Origin of the sequence: Kineococcus gurbantunggutensis, from assembly GCF_050871925.1 — a bacterium.
Classification (GTDB): Bacteria; Actinomycetota; Actinomycetes; order Actinomycetales; family Kineococcaceae; genus Kineococcus.
In genome coordinates this window covers 21177-41460 of sequence record NZ_JBJLSG010000010.1, presented here as the reverse complement: position 1 = coordinate 41460, position 20284 = coordinate 21177, and the positions used below count along the sequence as shown (strand labels likewise).

Annotated in this window: 20 protein-coding genes; 11 read left to right on the top strand and 9 right to left on the bottom strand. The window is 77.4% G+C overall.

Annotated elements, in window-relative coordinates:
- Positions 1 to 46 precede the first annotated feature (46 nt).
- The 3 genes from ACRYR7_RS03205 to ACRYR7_RS03195 all read right to left on the bottom strand — a co-directional run bounded on the left by ACRYR7_RS03205 (position 47) and on the right by ACRYR7_RS03195 (position 3765).
- Positions 47 to 1006: a DMT family transporter gene (locus ACRYR7_RS03205; RefSeq protein ID WP_432570616.1), complete on the bottom strand. Its 960-nt coding sequence runs from the start codon at positions 1004 to 1006 to the stop codon at positions 47 to 49.
- 43 nt (positions 1007 to 1049) lie between these two features.
- Positions 1050 to 2699, bottom strand: a complete 1650-nt coding sequence (locus ACRYR7_RS03200; RefSeq protein ID WP_432570615.1) for a RecQ family ATP-dependent DNA helicase — start codon at positions 2697 to 2699, stop codon at positions 1050 to 1052.
- A gap of 172 nt (positions 2700 to 2871) precedes the next feature.
- Entirely contained in the window at positions 2872 to 3765 is an 894-nt protein-coding gene (locus tag ACRYR7_RS03195; RefSeq protein ID WP_432570614.1) for an SDR family oxidoreductase, read from the bottom strand.
- 118 nt (positions 3766 to 3883) lie between these two features.
- Here ACRYR7_RS03195 and ACRYR7_RS03190 point away from each other — a divergent pair, with 118 nt between their 5' ends.
- The 3 genes from ACRYR7_RS03190 to ACRYR7_RS03180 all read left to right on the top strand — a co-directional run bounded on the left by ACRYR7_RS03190 (position 3884) and on the right by ACRYR7_RS03180 (position 5904).
- Positions 3884 to 4948, top strand: coding sequence for a spore photoproduct lyase family protein (locus tag ACRYR7_RS03190; RefSeq protein ID WP_432570613.1), 1065 nt, complete (start codon positions 3884 to 3886; stop codon positions 4946 to 4948).
- A 17-nt stretch (positions 4949 to 4965) separates the two neighbouring features.
- Positions 4966 to 5316 (top strand): DUF3140 domain-containing protein, encoded by a 351-nt coding sequence (locus tag ACRYR7_RS03185; RefSeq protein WP_432570612.1) that lies wholly within the window; start codon positions 4966 to 4968, stop codon positions 5314 to 5316.
- A 129-nt stretch (positions 5317 to 5445) separates the two neighbouring features.
- Positions 5446 to 5904, top strand: coding sequence for an SRPBCC family protein (locus ACRYR7_RS03180; protein WP_432570611.1), 459 nt, complete (start codon positions 5446 to 5448; stop codon positions 5902 to 5904).
- A 119-nt stretch (positions 5905 to 6023) separates the two neighbouring features.
- Here the strand turns inward: ACRYR7_RS03180 and ACRYR7_RS03175 are convergent, their stop codons facing one another.
- The 4 genes from ACRYR7_RS03175 to ACRYR7_RS03160 are packed head-to-tail and all read right to left on the bottom strand — an operon-like array spanning position 6024 to position 9583.
- Complete coding sequence (locus tag ACRYR7_RS03175) at positions 6024 to 7139, bottom strand: aldose epimerase family protein (protein ID WP_432570610.1); 1116 nt, start codon at positions 7137 to 7139, stop codon at positions 6024 to 6026.
- 56 nt (positions 7140 to 7195) lie between these two features.
- Positions 7196 to 7474: a hypothetical protein gene (locus ACRYR7_RS03170; protein ID WP_432570609.1), complete on the bottom strand. Its 279-nt coding sequence runs from the start codon at positions 7472 to 7474 to the stop codon at positions 7196 to 7198.
- 14 nt (positions 7475 to 7488) lie between these two features.
- Positions 7489 to 9144 carry a PspC domain-containing protein gene (locus ACRYR7_RS03165; RefSeq protein WP_432570608.1) on the bottom strand — a complete coding sequence of 552 codons (1656 nt, stop codon included), beginning with the start codon at positions 9142 to 9144 and terminating at the stop codon, positions 7489 to 7491.
- A gap of 58 nt (positions 9145 to 9202) precedes the next feature.
- Complete coding sequence (locus ACRYR7_RS03160; protein ID WP_432570607.1) at positions 9203 to 9583, bottom strand: PspC domain-containing protein; 381 nt, start codon at positions 9581 to 9583, stop codon at positions 9203 to 9205.
- 125 nt (positions 9584 to 9708) lie between these two features.
- Here ACRYR7_RS03160 and ACRYR7_RS03155 point away from each other — a divergent pair, with 125 nt between their 5' ends.
- The 4 genes from ACRYR7_RS03155 to ACRYR7_RS03140 all read left to right on the top strand — a co-directional run bounded on the left by ACRYR7_RS03155 (position 9709) and on the right by ACRYR7_RS03140 (position 14845).
- The gene (locus tag ACRYR7_RS03155; protein ID WP_432570606.1) at positions 9709 to 11010 is read left to right on the top strand and encodes a PspC domain-containing protein; all 1302 of its coding nucleotides are present in this window, start codon (positions 9709 to 9711) and stop codon (positions 11008 to 11010) included.
- Positions 11007 to 11696 carry a LuxR C-terminal-related transcriptional regulator gene (locus ACRYR7_RS03150; protein ID WP_432570605.1) on the top strand — a complete coding sequence of 230 codons (690 nt, stop codon included), beginning with the start codon at positions 11007 to 11009 and terminating at the stop codon, positions 11694 to 11696. Before ACRYR7_RS03155 ends, ACRYR7_RS03150 begins: the two co-directional genes overlap by 4 nt.
- An 11-nt stretch (positions 11697 to 11707) precedes the next feature.
- Positions 11708 to 12832: a calcium:cation antiporter gene (locus ACRYR7_RS03145; protein ID WP_432570604.1), complete on the top strand. Its 1125-nt coding sequence runs from the start codon at positions 11708 to 11710 to the stop codon at positions 12830 to 12832.
- Positions 12833 to 12988: 156 nt separating this feature from the next.
- Complete coding sequence (locus ACRYR7_RS03140; protein WP_432570603.1) at positions 12989 to 14845, top strand: putative bifunctional diguanylate cyclase/phosphodiesterase; 1857 nt, start codon at positions 12989 to 12991, stop codon at positions 14843 to 14845.
- 6 nt (positions 14846 to 14851) lie between these two features.
- On the opposite strand, the gene ACRYR7_RS03135 is transcribed toward ACRYR7_RS03140, so the two are convergent.
- Together ACRYR7_RS03135 and ACRYR7_RS03130 are read right to left on the bottom strand one after the other, a co-directional pair.
- Positions 14852 to 16537 carry an MDR family MFS transporter gene (locus ACRYR7_RS03135; protein WP_432570602.1) on the bottom strand — a complete coding sequence of 562 codons (1686 nt, stop codon included), beginning with the start codon at positions 16535 to 16537 and terminating at the stop codon, positions 14852 to 14854.
- A gap of 61 nt (positions 16538 to 16598) precedes the next feature.
- Positions 16599 to 17186: a TetR family transcriptional regulator gene (locus ACRYR7_RS03130; protein WP_432570601.1), complete on the bottom strand. Its 588-nt coding sequence runs from the start codon at positions 17184 to 17186 to the stop codon at positions 16599 to 16601.
- A 111-nt stretch (positions 17187 to 17297) separates the two neighbouring features.
- Here ACRYR7_RS03130 and ACRYR7_RS03125 point away from each other — a divergent pair, with 111 nt between their 5' ends.
- The 4 genes from ACRYR7_RS03125 to ACRYR7_RS03110 all read left to right on the top strand — a co-directional run bounded on the left by ACRYR7_RS03125 (position 17298) and on the right by ACRYR7_RS03110 (position 20264).
- A complete protein-coding gene (locus ACRYR7_RS03125) occupies positions 17298 to 18230 on the top strand; it encodes an aldo/keto reductase (protein ID WP_432570600.1) in 933 nt (310 codons plus the stop codon).
- A 124-nt stretch (positions 18231 to 18354) separates the two neighbouring features.
- Positions 18355 to 19224: a phosphatase PAP2 family protein gene (locus tag ACRYR7_RS03120; RefSeq protein WP_432570599.1), complete on the top strand. Its 870-nt coding sequence runs from the start codon at positions 18355 to 18357 to the stop codon at positions 19222 to 19224.
- Positions 19225 to 19252: 28 nt separating this feature from the next.
- Complete coding sequence (locus ACRYR7_RS03115) at positions 19253 to 19843, top strand: bacterial proteasome activator family protein (RefSeq protein ID WP_432570598.1); 591 nt, start codon at positions 19253 to 19255, stop codon at positions 19841 to 19843.
- A 94-nt stretch (positions 19844 to 19937) separates the two neighbouring features.
- Complete coding sequence (locus tag ACRYR7_RS03110; RefSeq protein WP_432570597.1) at positions 19938 to 20264, top strand: hypothetical protein; 327 nt, start codon at positions 19938 to 19940, stop codon at positions 20262 to 20264.
- Positions 20265 to 20284: the final 20 nt, after the last annotated feature.

The following is a 20284-nucleotide window of genomic DNA, read 5'->3' as shown; positions in this document are numbered from 1 at the left end:
GGGGCCGGGGTCGGGGCCGGGGCGGCGCGTGCGCCCCGGCCCCGGCTCAGCGGGCGGGGGCCACGCGCACCCGGGCCCGCACCGCCGTCGCCGCGCACACCAGGACGGCGGCGGCGGCCGCGACGACGCCCGCGCCCAGCTCCTCGCCGAAGAACAGCGCCGCCCACGCGATCGTCAGGACCGGCTGCACGAGCTGCACCTGGCTGACGCTGGTCATCGGCCCGATCGCCAGGCCCCGGTACCAGGCGAAGAAGCCCAGGAACATGCTGAAGACCGCCAGGTAGGCGAACGAGGCCCAGCCGGCCCAGCCCGCGCTCGTGCGACCGGAGGCGGCCCCCAGGACGGTGAGCACCGCCATCGGCGGCAGCGCCAGCACCAGCGCCCAGCAGATCGTCTGCCAGGCGCCCAGCTCGCGCGCGAGCAGCCCGCCCTCGGCGTAGCCCACGGCGGCCAGGGCGACCGCGCCGAGCAGCAGCGCGTCCCCGGCGCCCACGCCGCCCAGGCCGCCGCCGCTGAGCGCGACGAAGACGACCACCGCGACCAGGCCCGCCGCGCCCGCCGCCCAGAAGCCCGCTCCGGGGCGCTCGCGGGTGCGCAGCACCGCGGCCACGGCGGTGGCCGCCGGCAGGACGCCGATGACGACGGCGCCGTGCGCGGCGGGCAGGTCGCGCATCGCCGCGCTCGTCAGCAGCGGGAACCCCGCCACGACGCCGGCGACGACGAGCAGCAGGCGCGGCAGCAGGTGCCGCGGGGGGCGCGGGGTGCGGGTCACCGCCAGCACCAGCGCCGCCAGCACGCCGGCGACCGCGGCGCGGCCGGCGCCGACGAGCAGCGGGTCCAGGGTGCGCACGGCGGTGCGGGTCAGCGGCAGGGTGAGGGAGAAGACCACCACGCCGACCAGGCCGAGGAGCGGACCGGCCAGCGGGCGGGCCGGGTGGGCGGTGGGACGGGCCGCCCGTGGTAGCGGGAGCCGCGGCGGGACGGTAGCGCTATCCGTGTTCCTCATGAGTCAGCGTAGCGGTCGTCGGCCCCTGCGCGGGCGGGACGGCTCACGCCGGGCGCAGCAGCTCCTTGTCCTCCACCAGCGCCAGCGCCAGCGTGCGGTAGCCCACGCCGTCGAAGAGGACCGTCACCCGGTCGTCCTCGTAGTGCATGACCCGGCCCCGGCCCCACTCGCCGTGCGCGACGTCGGAGCCCACCGGGAACGGCTGCTCGTCCGCCGGCTCGGCGCTGCGCCCGGCGGCGGTGCCCGCGCGGCAGGTGTCGCAGTTCCCGCACGGCCCGGGGAGCTGCTCGCCGAAGTACCCCAGCAGCGACAGCCGGCGGCAGGAGGTGGTCTCCGCGTAGGAGCGCATCATCTCCAGCCGGGAGCGCTCCACCGAGCGCTGCTGCTCCGAGACGTGCACCGCCGCCTCGGCGGCCGCGGCGGGCTTGGGCCCGTCCGGGTCGGCGGTCAGCCGGCCGCGCTCGTCCTCGTGGACAGCCCCGACCTCCTCCAGCAGGTTGACCACCCCGGCCAGGCGGGAGGCGGTGGTGCCCAGCTCGCGGCGCAGCTGCGTGGGCCCGACCGGCTCGTCGTGCGCGCGCACGGCCGCGGCGACCTCGCGCAGCGGTTCCGGCTTGGCGACCGCGGAGGCGAAGAACGTGCGCAGGCCCAGGTCCTCGGGCCGGTAGTGCAGCACGGCGACGGCCGGCTCGCCGTCGCGGGCCGCGCGGCCGATCTCCTGGTAGTAGCTGTCCAGGGAGTCGGGGACGTGGGCGTGCACGACCGCGCGCACGTCCGGCTTGTCGATCCCCATGCCGAACGCGCTGGTGGCCACGACCACGTCCAGGGTGCCGTCGACGAACTCGCGCAGCACCCGGTCGCGGTCGGCCCGGCGGCGGCCCGCGTGGTAGTGGTCCACCGCGCGCCCGCTCCCGCGCAGCTCCTGCGCGATCTCCTCCGCGTCGCGGCGGCGGGCGACGTAGACGAGGACCGCGCCGCGCGTGGAGGTCACCGACTCCAGCACCGCGGCGCGCTGGTGGTCCGCCCGGGAGTGCCGGCGCACCCGCAGGTCGATCTCGGGGCGGTCGAAACCCTCCGCGACGACCGCGGGGTCCCGCAGGCGCAGCTGGTCCACGACCTCCTCGCGCACCTGCGGGCCGGCGGTGGCGGTGAGGGCCACCACCTGCGGGCGCCCCAGCCGCTCCACGGCCGACCCCAGGCGCAGGTACTGCGGTCGGAAGTCGTGCCCCCACGCGGAGACGCAGTGCGCCTCGTCCACGACGAGCAGGCACGGGCGCAGCGCGGCCAGCTCCTCGACGACCTCGTCGCGGGCGAGCTGCTCGGGGGCCAGGAACACGAACCGCACGTCGCCGCGGCGCAGGGCCTCGCGCGCCTCGCGCCACGCGGCGGCCGGGAGCTGGGAGTTCAGCATCACCGCCCCGCCGCGGCGCACGTCCTCGCGCAGGCCGTCCACCTGGTCGCGCTGCAGGGCGATCAGCGGCGAGACGACGACCGTCGGCCCGTCGAGCAGCAGCGCCGGCACCTGGTAGATCGCGGACTTGCCCGCACCGGTGGGCATCACCGCCAGGACGTCGCGGCCCCGCGCGACGGCGCGCATCGCCTCCGCCTGGCCCGGTCGCAGCTCCTCGAAGCCGAAGGCCTCCCGCGCGGTGCGCAGCAGGTCGGCGTCCACGTCCGACGCGCGTCGGGTCACAGGTCCTCCACGTCGCGGTGGCGCGTGCCGCCACCGTCCCCGCGGTCCCGGGCGACCGCGCGCTTGGAGCGCACCGGGACCGTCGCGGGACCGCCCCGCGGGACGGTCCCGCCACCCACCGTAGGCACCGCGCGGCCGCACCGCGCGGCGGGCGCGGCGCGGCGGGCGCGGGTCAGGGGGTGGGCATCCCGCCGTTGACGTTGAGGACCTCGCCGATCACGTAGCTGGACTCCGGCGAGGCCAGGAACACGTAGGCCGGGGCCAGCTCCGCCGGCTGCGCGGCGCGGCCCAGCGGGGTCTGCTGGCCGAACTCCGGCATCGCCTCGTCCGGCTGGCCGCCGGCGACCTGCAGCGGCGTCCACACCGGGCCGGGAGCCACGACGTTCACCCGGATCCCCTTGGGCGCGAGCTGCTGCGCCAGGGCCTTGGACATGGCGATGATCCCGGACTTCGTCGTCGCGTAGTCCACGAGGTTCGGCGAGGGCTGGTAGCCCTGCACCGAGGAGGTGTTGACGATCGTGGAACCCGGCGGCAGGTGCGGCACCGCCTCCTGCACGATCCAGAACAGCGCGTTCAGGTTCGTGCGCAGCGTCTCGTCGAACTGCTGCGAGGTGATGTCGGCGACGTCCTCGGCGTGCTGCTGCTTGCCGGCGACGTTGGCGATGAGGTCGATGCCGCCGAGCTCGTCGACGGTGGTGCGCACCAGGCCGCGGGCGAACGCCTCGTCGGTCAGGTCGCCCGGGGCCAGCACCGCCCGCCGGCCCGCGTCGCGCACGAGCTGCGCGACCTGCTCGGCGTCGGGCTGCTCCTCGGGCAGGTAGTTCAGCACCACGTCGGCGCCCTCGCGGGCGAAGGCGATCGCGGCGGCGCGGCCGATGCCGGAGTCGGCGCCGGTGACCAGCGCCCGGCGGCCGGTGAGGCGCCCGGTGCCGCGGTAGGTGGACTCGCCGTGGTCGGGGGCCGGGCCGAGCTCGCCGGCCAGGCCGGGGCCCTCCTGCGGCTGCGGTTCGTACCCCTCGGTGCGGTACTGCTCGACCGGGTTCTGGAAGGTGTACTGGTCGCTCACGGCCCCCACCGTAGGCAGCGCCGCGGCACCGCGCCCGCCGATCACGCGGGCCCCGCGCGGGCACCCGCGCGACCCCCGCGCCGGCGCCCGTGTCGGACCCGGCGCGCACACTGGGGACGTGCGGGAGCAGCGGCTGGTCGACGTCACCCGGATCTACTACGAACCCGCCGCGGCGGAGCTGCCCCGGGGCCGGGAGGTCCTCGAGCGCTGGCCGGACGCCACCCGCGTGGAGGTCGCCAGCCACTGGAACATCCCCGAGCTGCACGGCGACGAGGCGAACGTGGCGCGCTGGGTGCGGATCAAGCGCGAGGCGCTGGTGCTGGGCGTGAAGAAGTCCCTGGCCGCGCGCCCCAACGGCCGCTCGGCGGACTTCATCGCCCCCTCCACCGCCAACGGCTGCGCGATGGCCTGCGCGTACTGCTACGTGCCGCGCCGCAAGGGGTACAGCAACCCCGTCACGGTGTTCGCGAACATCGAGCAGATCACCGCCTACCTGCGCCGCCACGTCGCCCGGCAGGGCGTGAAGGCCGAGCCGAACCAGGTGGACCCGCACGCCTGGGTGTACGACGTGGGCGAGAACAGCGACTGCTCGGTGGACGCCGAGCTGTCCGGCAACGTCGACGACCTCATCGCCCTCTTCCGCGAGCTGCCCACGGCCAAGGCGTCCTTCGCCACCAAGCACGTCAACCGCCGGCTGCTGGAGCTGGACCCGCGCGGGCGCACCCGGGTGCGCTTCTCCCTCATGCCCGAGGAGGTCGCCAAGGTCCTCGACGTGCGCACCGACCCCGTCGCCGCGCGCCTGGCCGCCCTCGACGACTTCGTCGCCGCCGGGTACGAGGTGCACGTCAACCTCTCCCCCGTCGTCGTCACCGAGGGCTGGCTGGAGCAGTGGGCGCGCCTGCTCGACCAGCTCGGCGAGGCCACGAGCGCGGCCACCAAGCGCCAGCTCGCCGCCGAGGTGATCTTCCTCACCCACAACGAGCGGCTGCACGAGGTGAACCTCGGCTGGCACCCCAAGGCCGAGGAGCTGCTGTGGCGCCCGGCGGTGCAGGAGGCCAAGCGCTCCGAGGGCGGCGGCGTCAACGTGCGCTACCGCACCGGCGAGAAGGGCCGCCACGTGCGCCGGCTCCTGGACCTGATCGCCGAGCGCGCCCCCTACCTCGACGTGCGCTACGCGTTCTGACGCGCCACCCTGGCGCCATGGCGGAGAAGACGCTGAGCGACGACGAGCGGCGCGACATCGGCCGCGACTTCGGCGAGGCGGTGAACATGACGCCCAAGGAGCTGGAGGAGTGGCTGGAGACCGACGAGTCGAAGTCGGTGGGCCAGAGCGACGGCGGCGAGTCCGTCGGGCACGCCTCCGGGCGCCGGATCGTGGAGGTCCTGCGCGCGAAGGAGGCGGACCTGGACGACGACGACTACGCCCACATGAAGAAGGTCGTGGGCTACGTCCACCGCCACTCCGCCCAGCGCCCCGAGGGCGACGTCACGGACACCAAGTGGCGCTACTCCCTCATGAACTGGGGCAACGACCCCCTCAAGAAGGGGTGAGCACGCCCCGGGCGCGCGCCTCGTGACCTTCGAGATGCACGCCTCGCCCCCCACGGGCACAGTGGGGGCAGCACGTAGTTCGGACGACGAGCGGCTCCCGGACCCCCGAGCCGCAGGAGGAGTTCAGCAATGAGCAGCGTGACCGAGAGCATCGACGTCGAGGTCCCCGTCCACACCGCGTACAACCAGTGGACGCAGTTCGAGACCTTCCCGCACTTCATGAACGGCGTCGAGGAGATCACCCAGATCACCGAGACCCGCAACCACTGGAAGACGAAGATCGCCGGTGTGGAGCGCGAGTTCGACACCGAGATCACCGAGCAGCACCCCGACGAGCGGGTCGCGTGGAAGAGCGTGGACGGCAAGGACCACGCCGGTGTCGTCACCTTCCACCGCATCTCGGACACCACCACCAAGGTCACCGTCCAGATGGACTGGGAGACCGAGGGCCTCGTCGAGAAGGTCGGCGCCGCGATCGGTGCCGACGACCGCCAGATCAAGGCGGACCTCAAGCGCTTCAAGGAGTTCATCGAGTCGCGCGGCGCCGAGACCGGCGCCTGGCGCGGGGACGTCACCCCGCCCAAGTGACGCGCTGACGGCAAGAGCCCGGATCCCCCCGCGGGGGACCCGGGCTCTTCCACGTCCACGCCCGGCACGCGCCCGGCCCACCCGCGGTGCGCGCCGGGACGGCGCGCACCGCGGCCCGCTCAGGAGACGCCGAAGCGGAAGTCGGTGACGGAGAGGAACTCGTCGCCCTCGCGCAGCACCGTGGTGGGGAAGTCGGGGTGGTTCGGGGCGTCGGGGAACGCCTGCGCCTCCAAGGCAAGGCCCGCGCGCGGGCCGTAGGCCACCCCCGCCTTGCCCACCAGCGTGCCGGCCAGGGTGCCGCCGGTGAACACCTGGATCCCCGGCTGGTCCGTCCACACCTCCAGGGTGCGCCCGGACACCGGTTCCTCCACGCGCGCCGCGAACGCCGGCTCACGCTCGCCGCCGGGCACCTCGGCCAGCACCCAGCAGTGGTCGAAACCGGAACCGCGCGCGACCTGCTCGTCGCCGGACTCCTTCCCGTCGCGCAACCGGTACCCCACGGGCACCGGCTCGGTCAGGTCGAACGGCGTGCCCGCCACCGGGCGCCGCTCCCCCGTGGGCAGGCCGGAGTCGTCCACCGGCAGGAACGCCTGCGCCGCCACCTGCACCAGGTGCGCGTCGACCGTGCCGCTGCCGTCGCCGGCGAGGTTCCAGTAGGCGTGGTTGGTGAGGTTCACCACCGTCGGCGCGTCCGTCGTCGCCGACGTGCGCACCGTGAGCACCCCGCCGTGCAGGACGTACTGCACGTGCACGCTCAGCGCGCCGGGGAACCCGTTGTCGCCGTCCGGGCTCAGCAGCGAGAACCGCACCCCGCACAGGCCCTCCACCGGGTGCGAGGTCCACAGCGCCTGCGAGAACGGCCGCGGCCCGCCGTGGATCGCGTTGCCGCGGTCGGTGGTGGGGATCGAGGACGTGCGCCCGTCGAGGGTGAACGTCCCGCCGGCGATGCGGTTGGCGAACCGGCCCACCGTCGCGCCGAACGAGCGGCCCTTGCCCTCGTAGGGGGCCAGGTCCGCGAAACCCAGCGCGACGTCGGCGCGCACGCCGTCGCGGTCCGGCGCCAGCACCGACTGGATGCGCGCGCCGTGCTCGACGAGCCCGACCTGCAGCGTGCCGTCGTCCAGGACCCACCGCGTCACCGGTGAGCCGTCGGCGGTGGTCCCCCACCCCGGTTCGGCACGGACCTCGCCGTGCGCGTCGTCGTCGCGGTGCCCCAGGTGCGCCAGGTGTGCCACGTCCCGAAGCTACCCACTCGACGCCCCCGGCGCGCCCCCGGCGCGCTGCCGGTGCGCTACCGGCACCGGGAGGCGCCGCGGGCCGCGGCCGCCGCGCTGGCGGCGACCGTGGCCAGCCCGCCGAGCAGCAGCACCCCGGCGACGTTCCAGCCCCACGGCCAGGAGACCCCCGTCGCGGCGCGCACGCCCACGACCGCGGCCACCGCCAGGAAGGCGAACCCCCACACGACCGCGCCGACGTCGACGGTGGTGGCCGGGCGCGCCCGCTCCAGCGCGTCCGTCCCCAGCGCGTCCGTCCCCAGCGCGTCCGTCCCCCGCGCGTCCTGTTCCCGCACGTCCCGCTCCTCGGTCACGACCCCTCCAGCAACCCGGAACCGGCGGCGCCCACGCGCACCTCGCCGGCCCACACCACGGCCCGCACCACGGCGACCCCCTCAGGGACGGTCCAGCCGGCCGGGTCGGCGCCCCGCACGCGGGTGGCGCCCGCGACGCGCGCGGCGTCGGGGCCCACGGCCAGCACCTTGGCGCTGTCCAGGCCGCCCTCGTGCTGCTCGGCGCCCCGCCGCGAGGAGGAGCCCACCAGCGAGCGGTGGTCGTCGTCGACCACCACCGCGCCGGGGCCGACCAGCCAGCGCAGGTTGCCCGCCAGGGCGCGGGCGTCCACCAGGACGGTGCGCTCCTCGGGCACGACGACCTCCAGGCGCCCGGCGGCCACCGTCGCGGTGACCACCGTCGTGGCCGGCCCGCTCGGCACCAGGCCGGAGGGGTCCACGCGCAGGCGCCCGACGCCGGAGCTGAGGGCGTCCTGCGCGCGCACCGACGCGCTCGTCGGCGCCCAGGTGCGGTTGACCTGCCACTGCCAGCCGCCGGAGTCCGGCACGGTCCCGGCCAGCACGGTCAGCACCGCCAGCGGCGTGCCGAAGCCCACCAGGGCGCTGCGCCGGCCGGCCAGGCCCGCGGCCACGGCCCCGGCGCCGACGACGGCCAGCGCCGCGACGAGGGCCAGCACGGGCGCGGGCGCGGGCAGCACCACCAGCATCTCGGCCACGACCACGGCGCCGGCGGCGACCAGGGCCAGGCCCAGGACGGCGGTGGTCAGCAGCGGGGAACCGGGCCGGCGCGCGGCGCGGGCCCGCTCGGCGGCGGCCCGGGCCCGCGCGGCGGCGGCGCGGCCCTCCTCGCGGGCGGCGGCGCGGCGCTCGGCGGCGGAGCCGAACCCGGCGGCCGGCGCGGCCGCGAGCGCGCTCACCCGCGCGTCGACCTGCGCGTCCACCTGCGCGCGGACCCGCTCGACCAGCCGGTCCACGCCCGGGGGCTCCTTGCGCAGCGACAGCGGGGCGCGCGCGCCCGGGGCCGGCGCGCTCGGGGCGGGGCGCTCGGCGCGCCGGCCCGCGCACTGCGCGCGCAGCGCGGCGACCCGGTCGCGGAAGACCCACCACAGCAGGGCGGCGACCAGGCCGGTGACGAGGAAGCCCCAGCCCGGCCCGGCGCCCAGGGGGCCGACGGTGAGGCCGGCGAGCCCGACGACGCCGCGCCCGACGGCCAGGTCGAGCAGGACGAGCCCGGCGGCCAGGGCGAAGGCGCCGGAGACGTCGCCCTCGGAGGTGGCCTCCAGCTCCACCCGCCCGCGGGCGTCGGGCAGCAGCGCCCAGGCCAGGCCGTACAGCGCCAGGCCCAGGCCGCCGACGAGGGTCAGGGCGACGAGCAACCCGCGCACCAGGACCGGGTCCACCCCGAGGCGGGCGCCCACGCCCCCGCACACGCCGGCGAACCAGCGGTCCTCCCCGCGCACCACGCCCCAGGAGCGCACGAGGGCGGTGGCGCGGGCCAGGGGGCCGCGCCCGCCGGGGGTGCCCGGCTCGCGCGCGGCCGCGGCCGCGGGGTCCGGGTCCGGGCCCGGGCCGGTGCCCGGGGAGTTCCCGGTGCCGCTGCCCGGGGGGGTCCCGGCGCCCGGGCCGGGGTCGGCCGCCGGGTCGGTGCCGGTGCCGGGGTCCGCGGTGCTCACGGTCGCGACCCTGCCCGGTGCGAGGCCGCCCGCGGAAGGGCCGGGGTGCGCACGGTGCTCACCAGTGCCACGGCAGGCTCAGGCCGGCGCCGCCGAGGAGGTCCACGACGACGAGGCCGACGGCGACGGCGAAGGAGGCGGACACGTCGCCGCGGTGGGCGGCCTCCGCCTCGATGCGCCCGGTGGCGTCGGGCAGCAGCGCCCACGCCAGGCCGTACAGCAGCAGGCCCAGCCCGCCCAGGAGGGCGAGCACGACCGCGGCGCCGCGCACCCAGGCGGGGTTGACCCCCAGGCGCTGGGCCAGGCCGCCGCACACGCCGGCGATCCAGCGGTCGCGACCGCGCACGACGCCGGTGCGGCGCAGCGCGCCGAAGAAGCGCTCGGGGCCGGTGGCCGCGGAGGGGCGGGGGAGCTCGGTGTTGGTGTCGGTGTTCGTCATGGCTCCACCGTGGCCGCCGGCGGGTGCCGGGCACCTCCGGGACGCACCCTGAGCCGACCCTGAGCGGACCCCGGAACACCGCCCGGGGGATCCCCGGCGACGGCGCCGCGTGCCACGATCGCCGGGTGAGCACCACCGCCCCGCAGGCCCCCTCCGCGCCCGGCCCGGCGGCCGCGCCCGGCGCGGTGCGCCCGCGGCTGGTGCGCCCGGTCGCCGGCCGGCGCGCCGCCGGGGTCGCCGCCGGCCTGGCCGCGCACCTGGACGTGCCGGTGGGGCGCCTGCGGGTGGCGCTGGTGGCCCTGTCGGTGCTGGCCGGCACCGGCCTGGCGCTGTACGCGGCGTACTGGTTCCTCGTGCCCGACGAGCGGGACGTCCCCGCCGGGCCGGGTGCCGGCGGCGGGCGCCGCGCCGACCCCTCCGCGTGGGTGCTCGCCCACCGCGACGCCCTGGTGGGCGGGGCGCTGGTGGTGGCCGGGGCGCTGGCCGCGCTGCGGGTGGGCGGGGTGGGCGCCTCCGCGCGCGTGGTGCTGCCGGTGCTCGTCGTCGGCGCCGGGCTGGTGCTGGCGTGGAGCCAGCTCGACGCCACCCGCCGCGCGCGCTGGGTCAGCGGCGCCGGCGCCGGCGGCGGGCGCACCGCGGCGCTGCGGGTGGTGGCCGGCACCTCGCTGGTGCTGCTGGGCGTGGTGCTGCTCCTGGTCCTGGGCGGGGACGTCGCCGCCCTGGGCGGCTCGCTGCTGGGGGCGCTGGCGGTGCTGGCCGGGGTGGGCGTCGTGCTGGCGCCGTGGGCGGTGCGGCTGTGGCACGACCTGGGCGCGGAGCGGGCCGCGCTGGCCCGCGAGCAGGAGCGCGCCGAGCTGGCCGCGCACGTGCACGACTCGGTGCTGCAGACGCTGGCGCTGATCCAGCGGCGCAGCGCCGACGCCACCGAGGTGGCGCGGCTGGCGCGCTCGCAGGAGCGGGACCTGCGCCGGTGGCTGTACGGCGACCACGGCAGCACGGCCGGCACCCTGGGCGCGGCGCTGCGGGCGGCGGCCGCCGAGGTCGAGGACGCCTCCGGCGCGACGGTGGAGGTGGTGCTGGTGGGCGACCTGGACGCCCTGCCGCTCGGGCGCGGCACGGGCGCGCTGGCGCAGGCCGCGCGCGAGGCGCTGCTCAACGCCGGCCGGCACGCCGGCGGCACCGTCTCGCTGTACGCGGAGTCCCTGGGCGCCGAGGGCGCCCGCTCCTTCGAGGTGTTCGTGCGCGACCGCGGGCCCGGCTTCGACCTGGACGCCGTGCCGCACGACCGCTTGGGGGTGCGCGAGTCGATCCTGGGCCGCATGGCGCGCGCCGGCGGCAGCGCGGCGGTGCGCCGGCCCGCCGACGGCGGCACCGAGGTGGTGCTGCGCCTGCCCGCGGCGGCGGGCGCGCAGCGGGAGGCGTCGTGACGGTGCGGGTGCTCGTGGTCGACGACCACCGCATGGTGCGCAGCGGGGTGCGCGCGGAGCTGGCCGCGGCCGCGGACCTGGAGGTCGTCGGCGAGGCCGGGGACGCCGCCGCGGCGGTGGCGGCGGTGCGCCGGGAGCTGCCGGACGTGGTGCTGCTGGACGTGCACCTGCCCGCCGCGGCCGGGGAGCCGCCCGCGCCCGGCGCCGGCTCCGGCGGGGCGCGCGTGCTCGACGGCTGCGCGGACCTGCTCGGCGGCGAGCGGCCCGTGCGCTTCCTCGCGCTGAGCGTGTCCGACGCCGCCGACGACGTCATCGCCGTCATCCGCCGCGGCGCGCGCGGGTACGTCACCAAGAGCATCGGCGGCGAGGAGCTGGCCGCGGCGGTGCGGCGCGTGGCGGAGGGCGACGCGGTGTTCTCCCCGCGCCTGGCCGGTTTCGTCCTGGACGCCTTCGGGGCGGTGGCCGGGGAGGTCGCCGCCACCGACGAGGAGCTGGACCGCCTCTCCGCGCGCGAGCGGGAGGTGATGCGCCTGATCGCCCGCGGCTACGCCTACAAGGAGGTCGCCAAGGAGCTGTTCATCTCCGTGAAGACGGTGGAGACGCACGTCTCCGCGGTGCTGCGCAAGCTGCAGCTGTCCAACCGGCACGAGCTGACGCGGTGGGCGCAGGCGCGCCGGTTGCTGTGAGACTCGGGGGCATGACCGCCGCGCCGCGCTCCGCCGCCCCCGGGTGGCTCACCTGGACGACGGTCGCCCCGGTGGTGGCCCTGGTGCTGCTGCTGCTGACGTGGGGCCGCGAACCCGGCGGGGTGGTGGTCGCCGTGGTGGCGGTGGTCCTGGCCGCCGCCGTGCTCTCGGCGGTGCACCACGCCGAGGTCGTCGCGCACCGGGTGGGCGAGCCGTACGGCTCCCTGGTGCTGGCCGTGGCGGTCACCGTCATCGAGGTCGCGCTGATCGTGACGCTGATGGCCGCCGGCGGGCCCGGGGCCTCCTCCCTGGCCCGCGACACCGTCTTCGCCGCCGTGATGATCACGTGCAACGGGATCCTGGGGCTGTCGCTGCTGCTGGGCGCGCGGCGCTTCGGCACCACCGTCTTCAACGCCGAGGGCACCGGCGCGGCGCTGGCGACGGTGGCGACGCTGGCCGCGCTCAGCCTGGTGCTGCCCACCTTCACCACCGCCCGCCCGGGCCCGGAGTTCTCCCCGGCGCAGCTGGCGTTCGCCGCCACCGCCTCCCTGGCCCTGTACGCGATGTTCGTGGTCACCCAGACGGTGCGCCACCGCGACTTCTTCCTGCCGGTGGTCCGCGAGGGCGACGGGCGGGCCGGGCGGGAGCACGAGGAGCACGAGCACGCCGCCCCGCCCAGCACCCGCGCGGCCACCGCCAGCCTGGGCCTGCTGCTGCTGGCGCTGGTGGCCGTGGTGGGCCTGGCCAAGGTGGAGTCCCCGGCCATCGAGGCCGGCGTGGCGGGCCTGGGGCTGCCGCAGTCCTTCGTCGGCGTGGTGATCGCCCTGCTCGTCCTGCTGCCCGAGACGATCGCCGCGGCCAACGCCGCCCGGCGCGGGCGCACCCAGATCAGCCTGAACCTGGCGCTGGGCTCGGCGATGGCCAGCATCGGGCTGACCATCCCGGTGATCGCGGTGGCCTCGATCTGGCTGGAGGGGCCGCTGCTGCTGGGCCTGGGCCCCACCCAGCTCGTCCTGCTGGCGCTGACGGTGCTGGTGGGCGTGCTCACGGTCGTGCCCGGGCGCGCCACGCGCCTGCAGGGCGGGGTGCACCTGGTGCTGCTGGCCGCGTTCCTCTTCCTGGCCGCCACCCCCTGACCCGCCCCGCCGCCGGCCCCGCGCGCCGTGCCCGCGCCCTCCCCGTGCCCCCGCGGCGCGCGCGTGGCACGCTGGCCGGCGGCGGGGACGGGGGCCGGGGACGGCGACCGGGAACGGGGACACGGACGTCCGCAGCTCACCGGAGGGCGGCACGTCGTGGGTCTGACCGAGCTGGACAGCGGGCCGGCGGGGGCGGTGCTGGGCCTGCCCGCGCGGGCGCTCACGTTCGACGAGGCGTGCGCGCGGGTGCTGGAGCACCTGCGCGAGCACGTGCCGCTGGGGTTCTGGTCCATCACCTCCCGCGTGGACGGCCGCCAGGTCCACCTGCACGTGCGCGACGAGGCCTACGGCCGCCGCGCCGGGGACTGGCACGAGTGGTCCGAGTCGTTCTGCCGGCACGCGGTGGCCGGCGAGGCGCCGCGCATCGCCCCCGACGTGATGGCCGTGCCGCTCTACGCCGCGGCCGGGGTGGCGCGCGAGATGACCATCGGGGCCTACGTCGGCATCCCGATCCGCGACGGCGACGGGCACCTGTTCGGCACCCTGTGCGGGCTGGACCCGCGGGTGCAGCCGCCGGAGCTGACCCGGCACGGGCCGCTGCTGGAGCTGCTGTCGACGCTGCTGGGCCAGGTGCTGGCCACCGAGCGGCTGCGCGGGGAGGCCGAGGCGCGCGAGGCCGCGCTGCGCTGGCGCGCGCTGCACGACGACCTGACGGGCCTGGCGAACCGGGCGCTGTTCCTGGACCGGCTCACCCACGCGCTGGAGCTGCACGGGCGCGACCGGCGCCCGCTGGCGGTGCTGAGCATCGACATCGACGACTTCCGCGCCGTCAACGACGCGTTCGGCCACCCCGGCGGCGACGAGCTGCTGACCCGCGCGGCCGAGCGCCTGCGCGGGGTCGTCGGCGCCGGCGACACCCTGGCGCGGGTGGGCAGCGACCAGTTCGCGGTGCTCGTCGAGCACGGCGCGCGCGGGGCCGCGCACCCGCAGGTGCTCTCGCTGACCGAGCGGGCGGTGGCGGCGATGTCCGAGCCGTTCACGGTGCTGGGCCGGCAGGTCGGGGTCGGGGTGAGCGTGGGCGTGGCCGAGGTGGCCGGGGAGGAGCGCGGGCCCGTGCCGTCGCCGGCGCAGGTGCTCGCCCACGCCGACGTGGCGCTGGACGAGGCCCGCCGGGCCGGGCGCAACCGGTGGTCGCTGTACCGGCCGACGATGAGCCTGCCGGGCGCGCGCGGGCTCTCGCTGCGCGAGCCGCTGCGCCGCGCCCTGGCCGAGGGCGAGGTGCGCACGGCGTTCCAGCCGCTGGTGGACCTGCGCACCGGCGCCGTCACCGGCGCGGAGTGCCTGGCGCGCTGGTCGCACGGCGGCCGGGACGTGCCCCCGGAGGTGTTCGTGCCGCTGGCCGCGCGCAGCAACCTGCTGCCGGCGCTGACCGCCGCGGTGCTGGAGCAGGCGTGCGCGCAGCTGGCCCGGTGGGCGCGGCACGGGCGCGCGGAGCTGCGGGTGGCGGTGAACGTGCCGCCGGAGCTGCTCACCGACCCCGGGTTCCCCGCGACGGTGCAGGAGGTGGCGCGCCGGCACGCGGTGCCGCCCTCGCGGGTGGTGCTGGAGGTCACCGAGGACGCGCTGCTGCAGGACCTCCCCGCCGCGCAGGACGTCACCGGCCGGCTGCACGCGGCGGGTTTCGGGCTGTCCCTGGACGACTTCGGGACCGGGTACTCCTCGCTGCTGCACCTGCGCTCGATCCCGCTGGACTCGGTGAAGATCGACCGGGGCTTCACCGCCGACGTGGACGTGTGCCCGCGGGCGCAGCAGTTCCTGCGGGCGCTGCTGGCGCTGGGGCGCGACCTGGGGCTGGACGTGGTCGTCGAGGGGGTGGAGCGCCCCGCGCAGGAGCGGGTGCTGCGCGAGCTGGGCGCGGTGCACGCGCAGGGGTTCCTGTACGGGGAACCGGCCGCGGCCGGTGACCTCCCGCCGGGGGAGGTCACCGGCCGCGCTCGTCCCGGGGGGCGCTGAACCGCGTCAGGGGCGCGGGTCCGCCGCCGCCCCGTCGGTGTCCGGTGCGCCGGCCTGCGCGGGCACCTGGCCGGTGGGGCCGGTGAGTCCGGTGGGGGCGGTGGGCGCGGGCGCCGGGGCGGTGGCGGCCGCCGCGGCCCGCTCGCCCAGCGCCTCCGCCTCCGCCTCGCCGACGGGGGCGGTGGAGGACAGCGGCACCTCCGGCAGGAACAGGGCGATGACGGTGCCCAGCAGGAACATCGGCACCAGCCACAGGAAGATCGGCGTCAGCGAGGTGGCGTAGGCGTCCACGACGCCGTCGGCGACGTCGGCGGGCAGCGAGCGCACGACCTCCGGGGTGAGCGAGGAGGTGCCGTGACCGCCGGCGGTGACGCCGCCGGGGAGCAGCCCGCTGAGGCGCTCGGTGAGCCGGCTGGTGAAGACCGTGCCCAGGACGGCGACGCCGACGGTGACGCCCAGCTCGCGGAACAGGTTGTTCGAGGAGGTCGCGGTGCCGATCTCGCGGGGGTGCACGGCGTTCTGCACCGCCAGCACGATGATCTGCATGAACAGGCCCAGGCCGGCGCCGAGGACGGCGACGTACACGCACAGCAGCCACAGCGGGGTGTCCAGGTCCAGCGTGGACATCAGGAGCATGCCGGCGCCGGCGACGAGGGTGCCGACGACCGGCAGGGCCTTGTAGCGGCCCGTGCGGGAGACGACGGCGCCGGAGGCGATGCTGGTGACCAGCAGCGTCACGACCATCGGCAGCAGCAGCAGGCCGGACTCGGTGGCGTCCACGCCGTAGGCCATCTGCAGGTAGGTGGGCAGGTAGGCCAGCGCGCCCATCATCCCGGCGCCGACGACGAAGCCGAGCAGGGTGGTGACGACGAACGTGCGGTTGCGGAACAGGCGCATCGGCAGGACCGGCTCGGGGGCGCGCAGCTCGATCAGGACGAACGCGACGGCCAGCACGACGGTGGCCGCGCTCAGCCCCAGGATCGTCGCCGAGCCCCAGGCGTGCTCGGTGCCGCCCCAGCTGGTGACCAGGACGGTGCCGGTCAGGGCCAGCGCCAGGGTCACCATGCCGGCGTAGTCGATCCTCGCGGTGTTCCTGCGCTTCGGCAGGTGGATGGTCAGGGCGGCGACGGCGAGCGCGGCGACGCCCAGCGGCAGGTTGATCCAGAACACCCAGCGCCAGTCGACGGAGTCGGTCAGCCAGCCGCCCACCAGCGGGCCGGCGACGGCGGAGACGCCGAACACGGCGCCCATGGGGGCCATGAACTTCGCGCGGTCCTTGGCGGGCACGACGTCGGCGATGATCGTCTGGGACATGATCATCAGGCCGGCGCCGCCGAGGCCCTGCAGGCCGCGGAAGAGGACGAACTCGACCATCCCCTGCGCGAACCCGCACAGCGCCGAGCCGAGCAGGAACAGGGCGATGGCGACCAGGAACAGGTTCTTGCGGCCGACGAGGTCGCCGAGCTTGCCGTAGACCGGCATGGCGATCGTCAGGGCGAGCGTGTACGCGGTGATGGTCCAGCTCATGTGCTCCAGGCCGTCGAGCTCGCCGACGATCGTGGGCAGCGCGGTGCCCACGATCGTCTGGTCGAGCGAGGCCAGCAGCATGACGAGCATCAGGGACGTGAAGATCCACCCGGTGCGGGGGGCGCGGTCGCCCCGGTGCTGAGCGGGTGGTGCGGCGGCGGTCACGGGCGGCTCCTGACGGGGCGGGGCGGGTGGTGGGGTCCGCGGGGGTCCGCGGGGGTCCGCGTCAGCGGGTGACGCCGCGCAGGGCGGCGAAGGCGTCGCGCACGGCGGCGACCGGGTCGGTGCCCGGGTCGGCCGTCCAGCGCTGGGCGGCCACGCGCGAGACGGAGGCGGCGCAGGCGGCGAGCACGCGGGCGCGCACGTCGTCGGCGTCCGGCTCGCGCTGGCGCACGGCGGCGGCCAGCTCCTCCTCGACGGCGGAGACGCGCCCGAGCAGCACCGGCAGCAGCACGGGGTTGTCGTGCACGACGCCGAAGAAGCGCCGGCCGTCCTCGCGGTGGACGTGGGCGCGCTCGGTCTGGGTGACCAGCAGCTCCTCCAGCGCGTCCAGGGCGGGGCCGGTGCCGGTGCGGAACGCGGCGAGCAGGTCGGCGTCCCAGGCGGGGGCGAAGTGCAGCAGCGCCTCGTCCTTGGAGGGGAAGTAGTTGAAGAACGTGCGGCGCGAGATCCCCGAGCGGGCGGCGACGTCGTCGACGGTCACCTCGGCCCAGGGGCGCTCGCAGGCCAGGTCGAGCGCGGCGCGCGCCACGGCGGCGGTCGTCTCGGCGCGGCGGCGCTCGCGCAGGGGCGCGAGGGGCGGGGAGGTGGGCACCGCACCACTGTGCACTCAGTGCAAAGAAGGCGTCAAGTGCACTGTCCGCACGCCGTGCGCCGGACGGGTGCTCCGCGCGCGCACCCGGCCCCCCGGTGCTGTGCTGGGCGCATGACCCGCATCGGCACCTCCGAACTCGACGTGCGCCCGCTGAGCCTGGGCGCCAACACCTTCGGCTGGACCTCCGACGAGCAGGAGTCGCACCGCGTGCTCGACGCCTTCGTCGACGGCGGCGGCGACTTCGTCGACACCGCCGACGTCTACTCCGCCTGGAGCGAGGGCGGCGCCGGCATCTCCGAGACGATCCTGGGCCGCTGGTTCGCGAAGTCCGGCAAGCGCGACGCGGTCGTGCTGGCCACCAAGGTCGGCAAGGCCCCCGGCCTGGAGGGCCTGGCCGCCGGCACGGTCCGCAAGGCCGTCGACGCCTCCCTGCAGCGGCTGGGGACCGACCGGATCGACCTGTACTGGGCGCACGCCGACGACGAGTCCACGCCCGTGGAGGAGACCCTCGGCGCCTTCGACGAGCTCGTCACCGCCGGCAAGGTCCGCGCGATCGGCGCCTCCAACTTCACCGGCCCGCGCCTGCGGCTGTCCCTGGAGACCTCCCGCCGCGAGGGCCTGGCCGCCTACGTCGCCCTGCAGAACGAGTACAACCTCGTCGCCCGCGAGGAGTACGAGTCCGGCCCCGCCGACGTCGTGGCCGCCGAGGGCCTGGCGATGGTGCCGTACTTCGCCCTGGCCTCCGGCTTCCTCTCCGGCAAGTACCGCCCCGGCCAGAGCCCCGACAGCGCCCGCAGCGCCAAGGCCTCCGCGCACCTGGACACCCCCCGCGGCCAGCGCGTGCTCACCGCCCTCGACGAGGTCGCCGCCGCGCACGGCGCCGAGGTGCCCTCCGTGGCGCTGGCCTGGCTGCGCAGCCGGCCGACCGTGGTCGCGCCCATCGCCAGCGCCCGCACCGTCGAGCAGGTCGGCCCGCTGCTGGCCTCCCTGGACCTGGAGCTGACCGACGAGGAGGTCGCCGCCCTGGAGCGCGCCTCCCGCTGAGGCGCCCGCGCGGGGGCGTGCGGGAGGGGCGCGCACGAGCGCTGCACACCCGCTGCACACGACGTGCGCGGACCCCGCGCGCACCGGCGCGGCACCCGGCGCCCGCGTGCCGCACAGTGGGACGGTGACGTCCAGCACCGTCCCGACCGCCCCCGCCCCGCCCCGGCGCGGCGCCGAGCGGCGCGGCGCCGGCGCCCTCACCGCCGCCGCGCTGCTGCACGCCGCCGCCCTGGCCGTCCTCTACGCCGTCTGCGTGCGCACCGCGCGCGGGCAGGCCGCCGAGGACGCCGTGCACGAGGCCGCGCTGCGCTCGGCCGACGCCGGGCTGCCCGCGCCGGGCGAGCGCCTGCTGCACCTCGCCGGGCACCTGGAGCCGGTGCACCTGCTCGCCGGCGCCGGGCTCGTCGTGCTGGCCGGGCTGGCGCGCCGCTCCCCCGCCCGCGCCGGGCTCGGCCTGGCCGTGGCCGCCGCCACCCTGGGCGCGACCGAGCTGCTCAAGCTCGTCGTGCTGCAGCGCCCCGACCTGGTCGAGGCGGCCAGCACCCACAACAGCCTGCCCAGCGGCCACACCGCCGGCGTGCTCGGCGTGTGCCTGGGCCTGCTCGCGGCCGCCCCGCCCTGCTGGCGCTGGGTGCTGGCCCCCGCCGGGGCGCTGGCCTCCGGCGCGATGGCCGCCATGGTCGTCGCCGAGGGCTGGCACCGCGTCAGCGACCCGCTGGCCTCCGCGCTCGTCGGCTCCGCCGCCTTCGCCCTGGCCCAGGCCCTGGCCCCCGAGCGCCCCCGCCGCGGGCGCGCCCCCGCCGTCCCGCGCCGCGGGCGGGTGGCCGCCCTGGCCGCCGGGGTGCCCGCGGCCTGCGCCGCCGCGCTGGTCGCCGCCTACGCCGTCCCGGGCGCGGGCCTGGGCACCGCCGTGGCCGCCCCCGGCCTGGCCGTGGCCGCCACCGTGCTGCTCGCGGCGGGCGCCCTGCCGCGGCGGGCGCGCGCGCGGGCCTGACGGCGCGATCGGCGGCAGGATGGGGGCCATGTCCGAGCACCCCCAGCCCCCCGAAGACCCCACGGCGCCCGACGTGCGGCGCGAGCCCGCCGACGGCGCCGACCCGCGCGTGGTCGTGGTGACCCCGCAGGGCATGGGCATCGCGGAACCGCCCGAGGAGGGTGCCCCCGGCCCGGCGGACCTGGTCAGCCAGCCCGCCAAGGTCATGCGGATCGGCAGCATGGTCAAGCAGCTCCTGGAGGAGGTGCGCTCCGCGCCGCTGGACGAGGCCGGCCGCCACCGCCTCGCCGAGATCCACGAGCGCTCCCTCAGCGAGCTCGAGGACGGCCTGGCGCCCGACCTCGTGGAGGAGCTGCGCCGCATCGCCCTGCCCTTCGCCGAGGGCGCCGCGCCCTCCGAGAGCGAGCTGCGCATCGCCCAGGCCCAGCTCGTGGGCTGGCTGGAGGGCCTCTTCCACGGCATCCAGACCGCCCTGGTGGCCCAGCAGATGGCCGCCCAGGCGCAGCTGCAGGAGATGCGCCGCGCCCTGCCCGGCGCCGTGCCCGGCGCCCCCGGGGTCCCCGGCGGCCGCGGCGGCATCCCGCGCGCGCAGCCCGGCGGCACCGGCCAGTACCTGTGAGGCGAGGGCGCTGAGGCTCGCGTTCTGGCGCCGCACCCCCGACCCGCTGGGCCAGGGGGTGTGGGCGCGCGCCGAGCACTCGGTGGACCGGGCGGTGCGCCGCGTCGAGCAGGTCGTCGACGGGTGCCCGCCCGGGCCCGAGCGCACCGCCCTGGAGGCGTACCTGCCGCGGGTGGACCTGGTCGCGCGCGCCGCGCGCGCCCGGGCGCTGCAGGCGCAGGCCGAGGCGCCCTCGGACGGCTTCACCGTCCCCGGCGGCCCCGAGGGCCGCCACCCCGAGGTGCACCGGCGCCTGACCCGCACCGCCACCGCCTGCGCGCAGGTCGCCGAGGCCGCCGCGATGGTCCGCGTCGGCGGGGGCTCGCTGGCCTCGGTGGAGCGGGCCGTGGTGCGCGCCGAGGAGCTCGCCGGGCTGCGCTGAGCACCCCGCCGGGCCCGCGC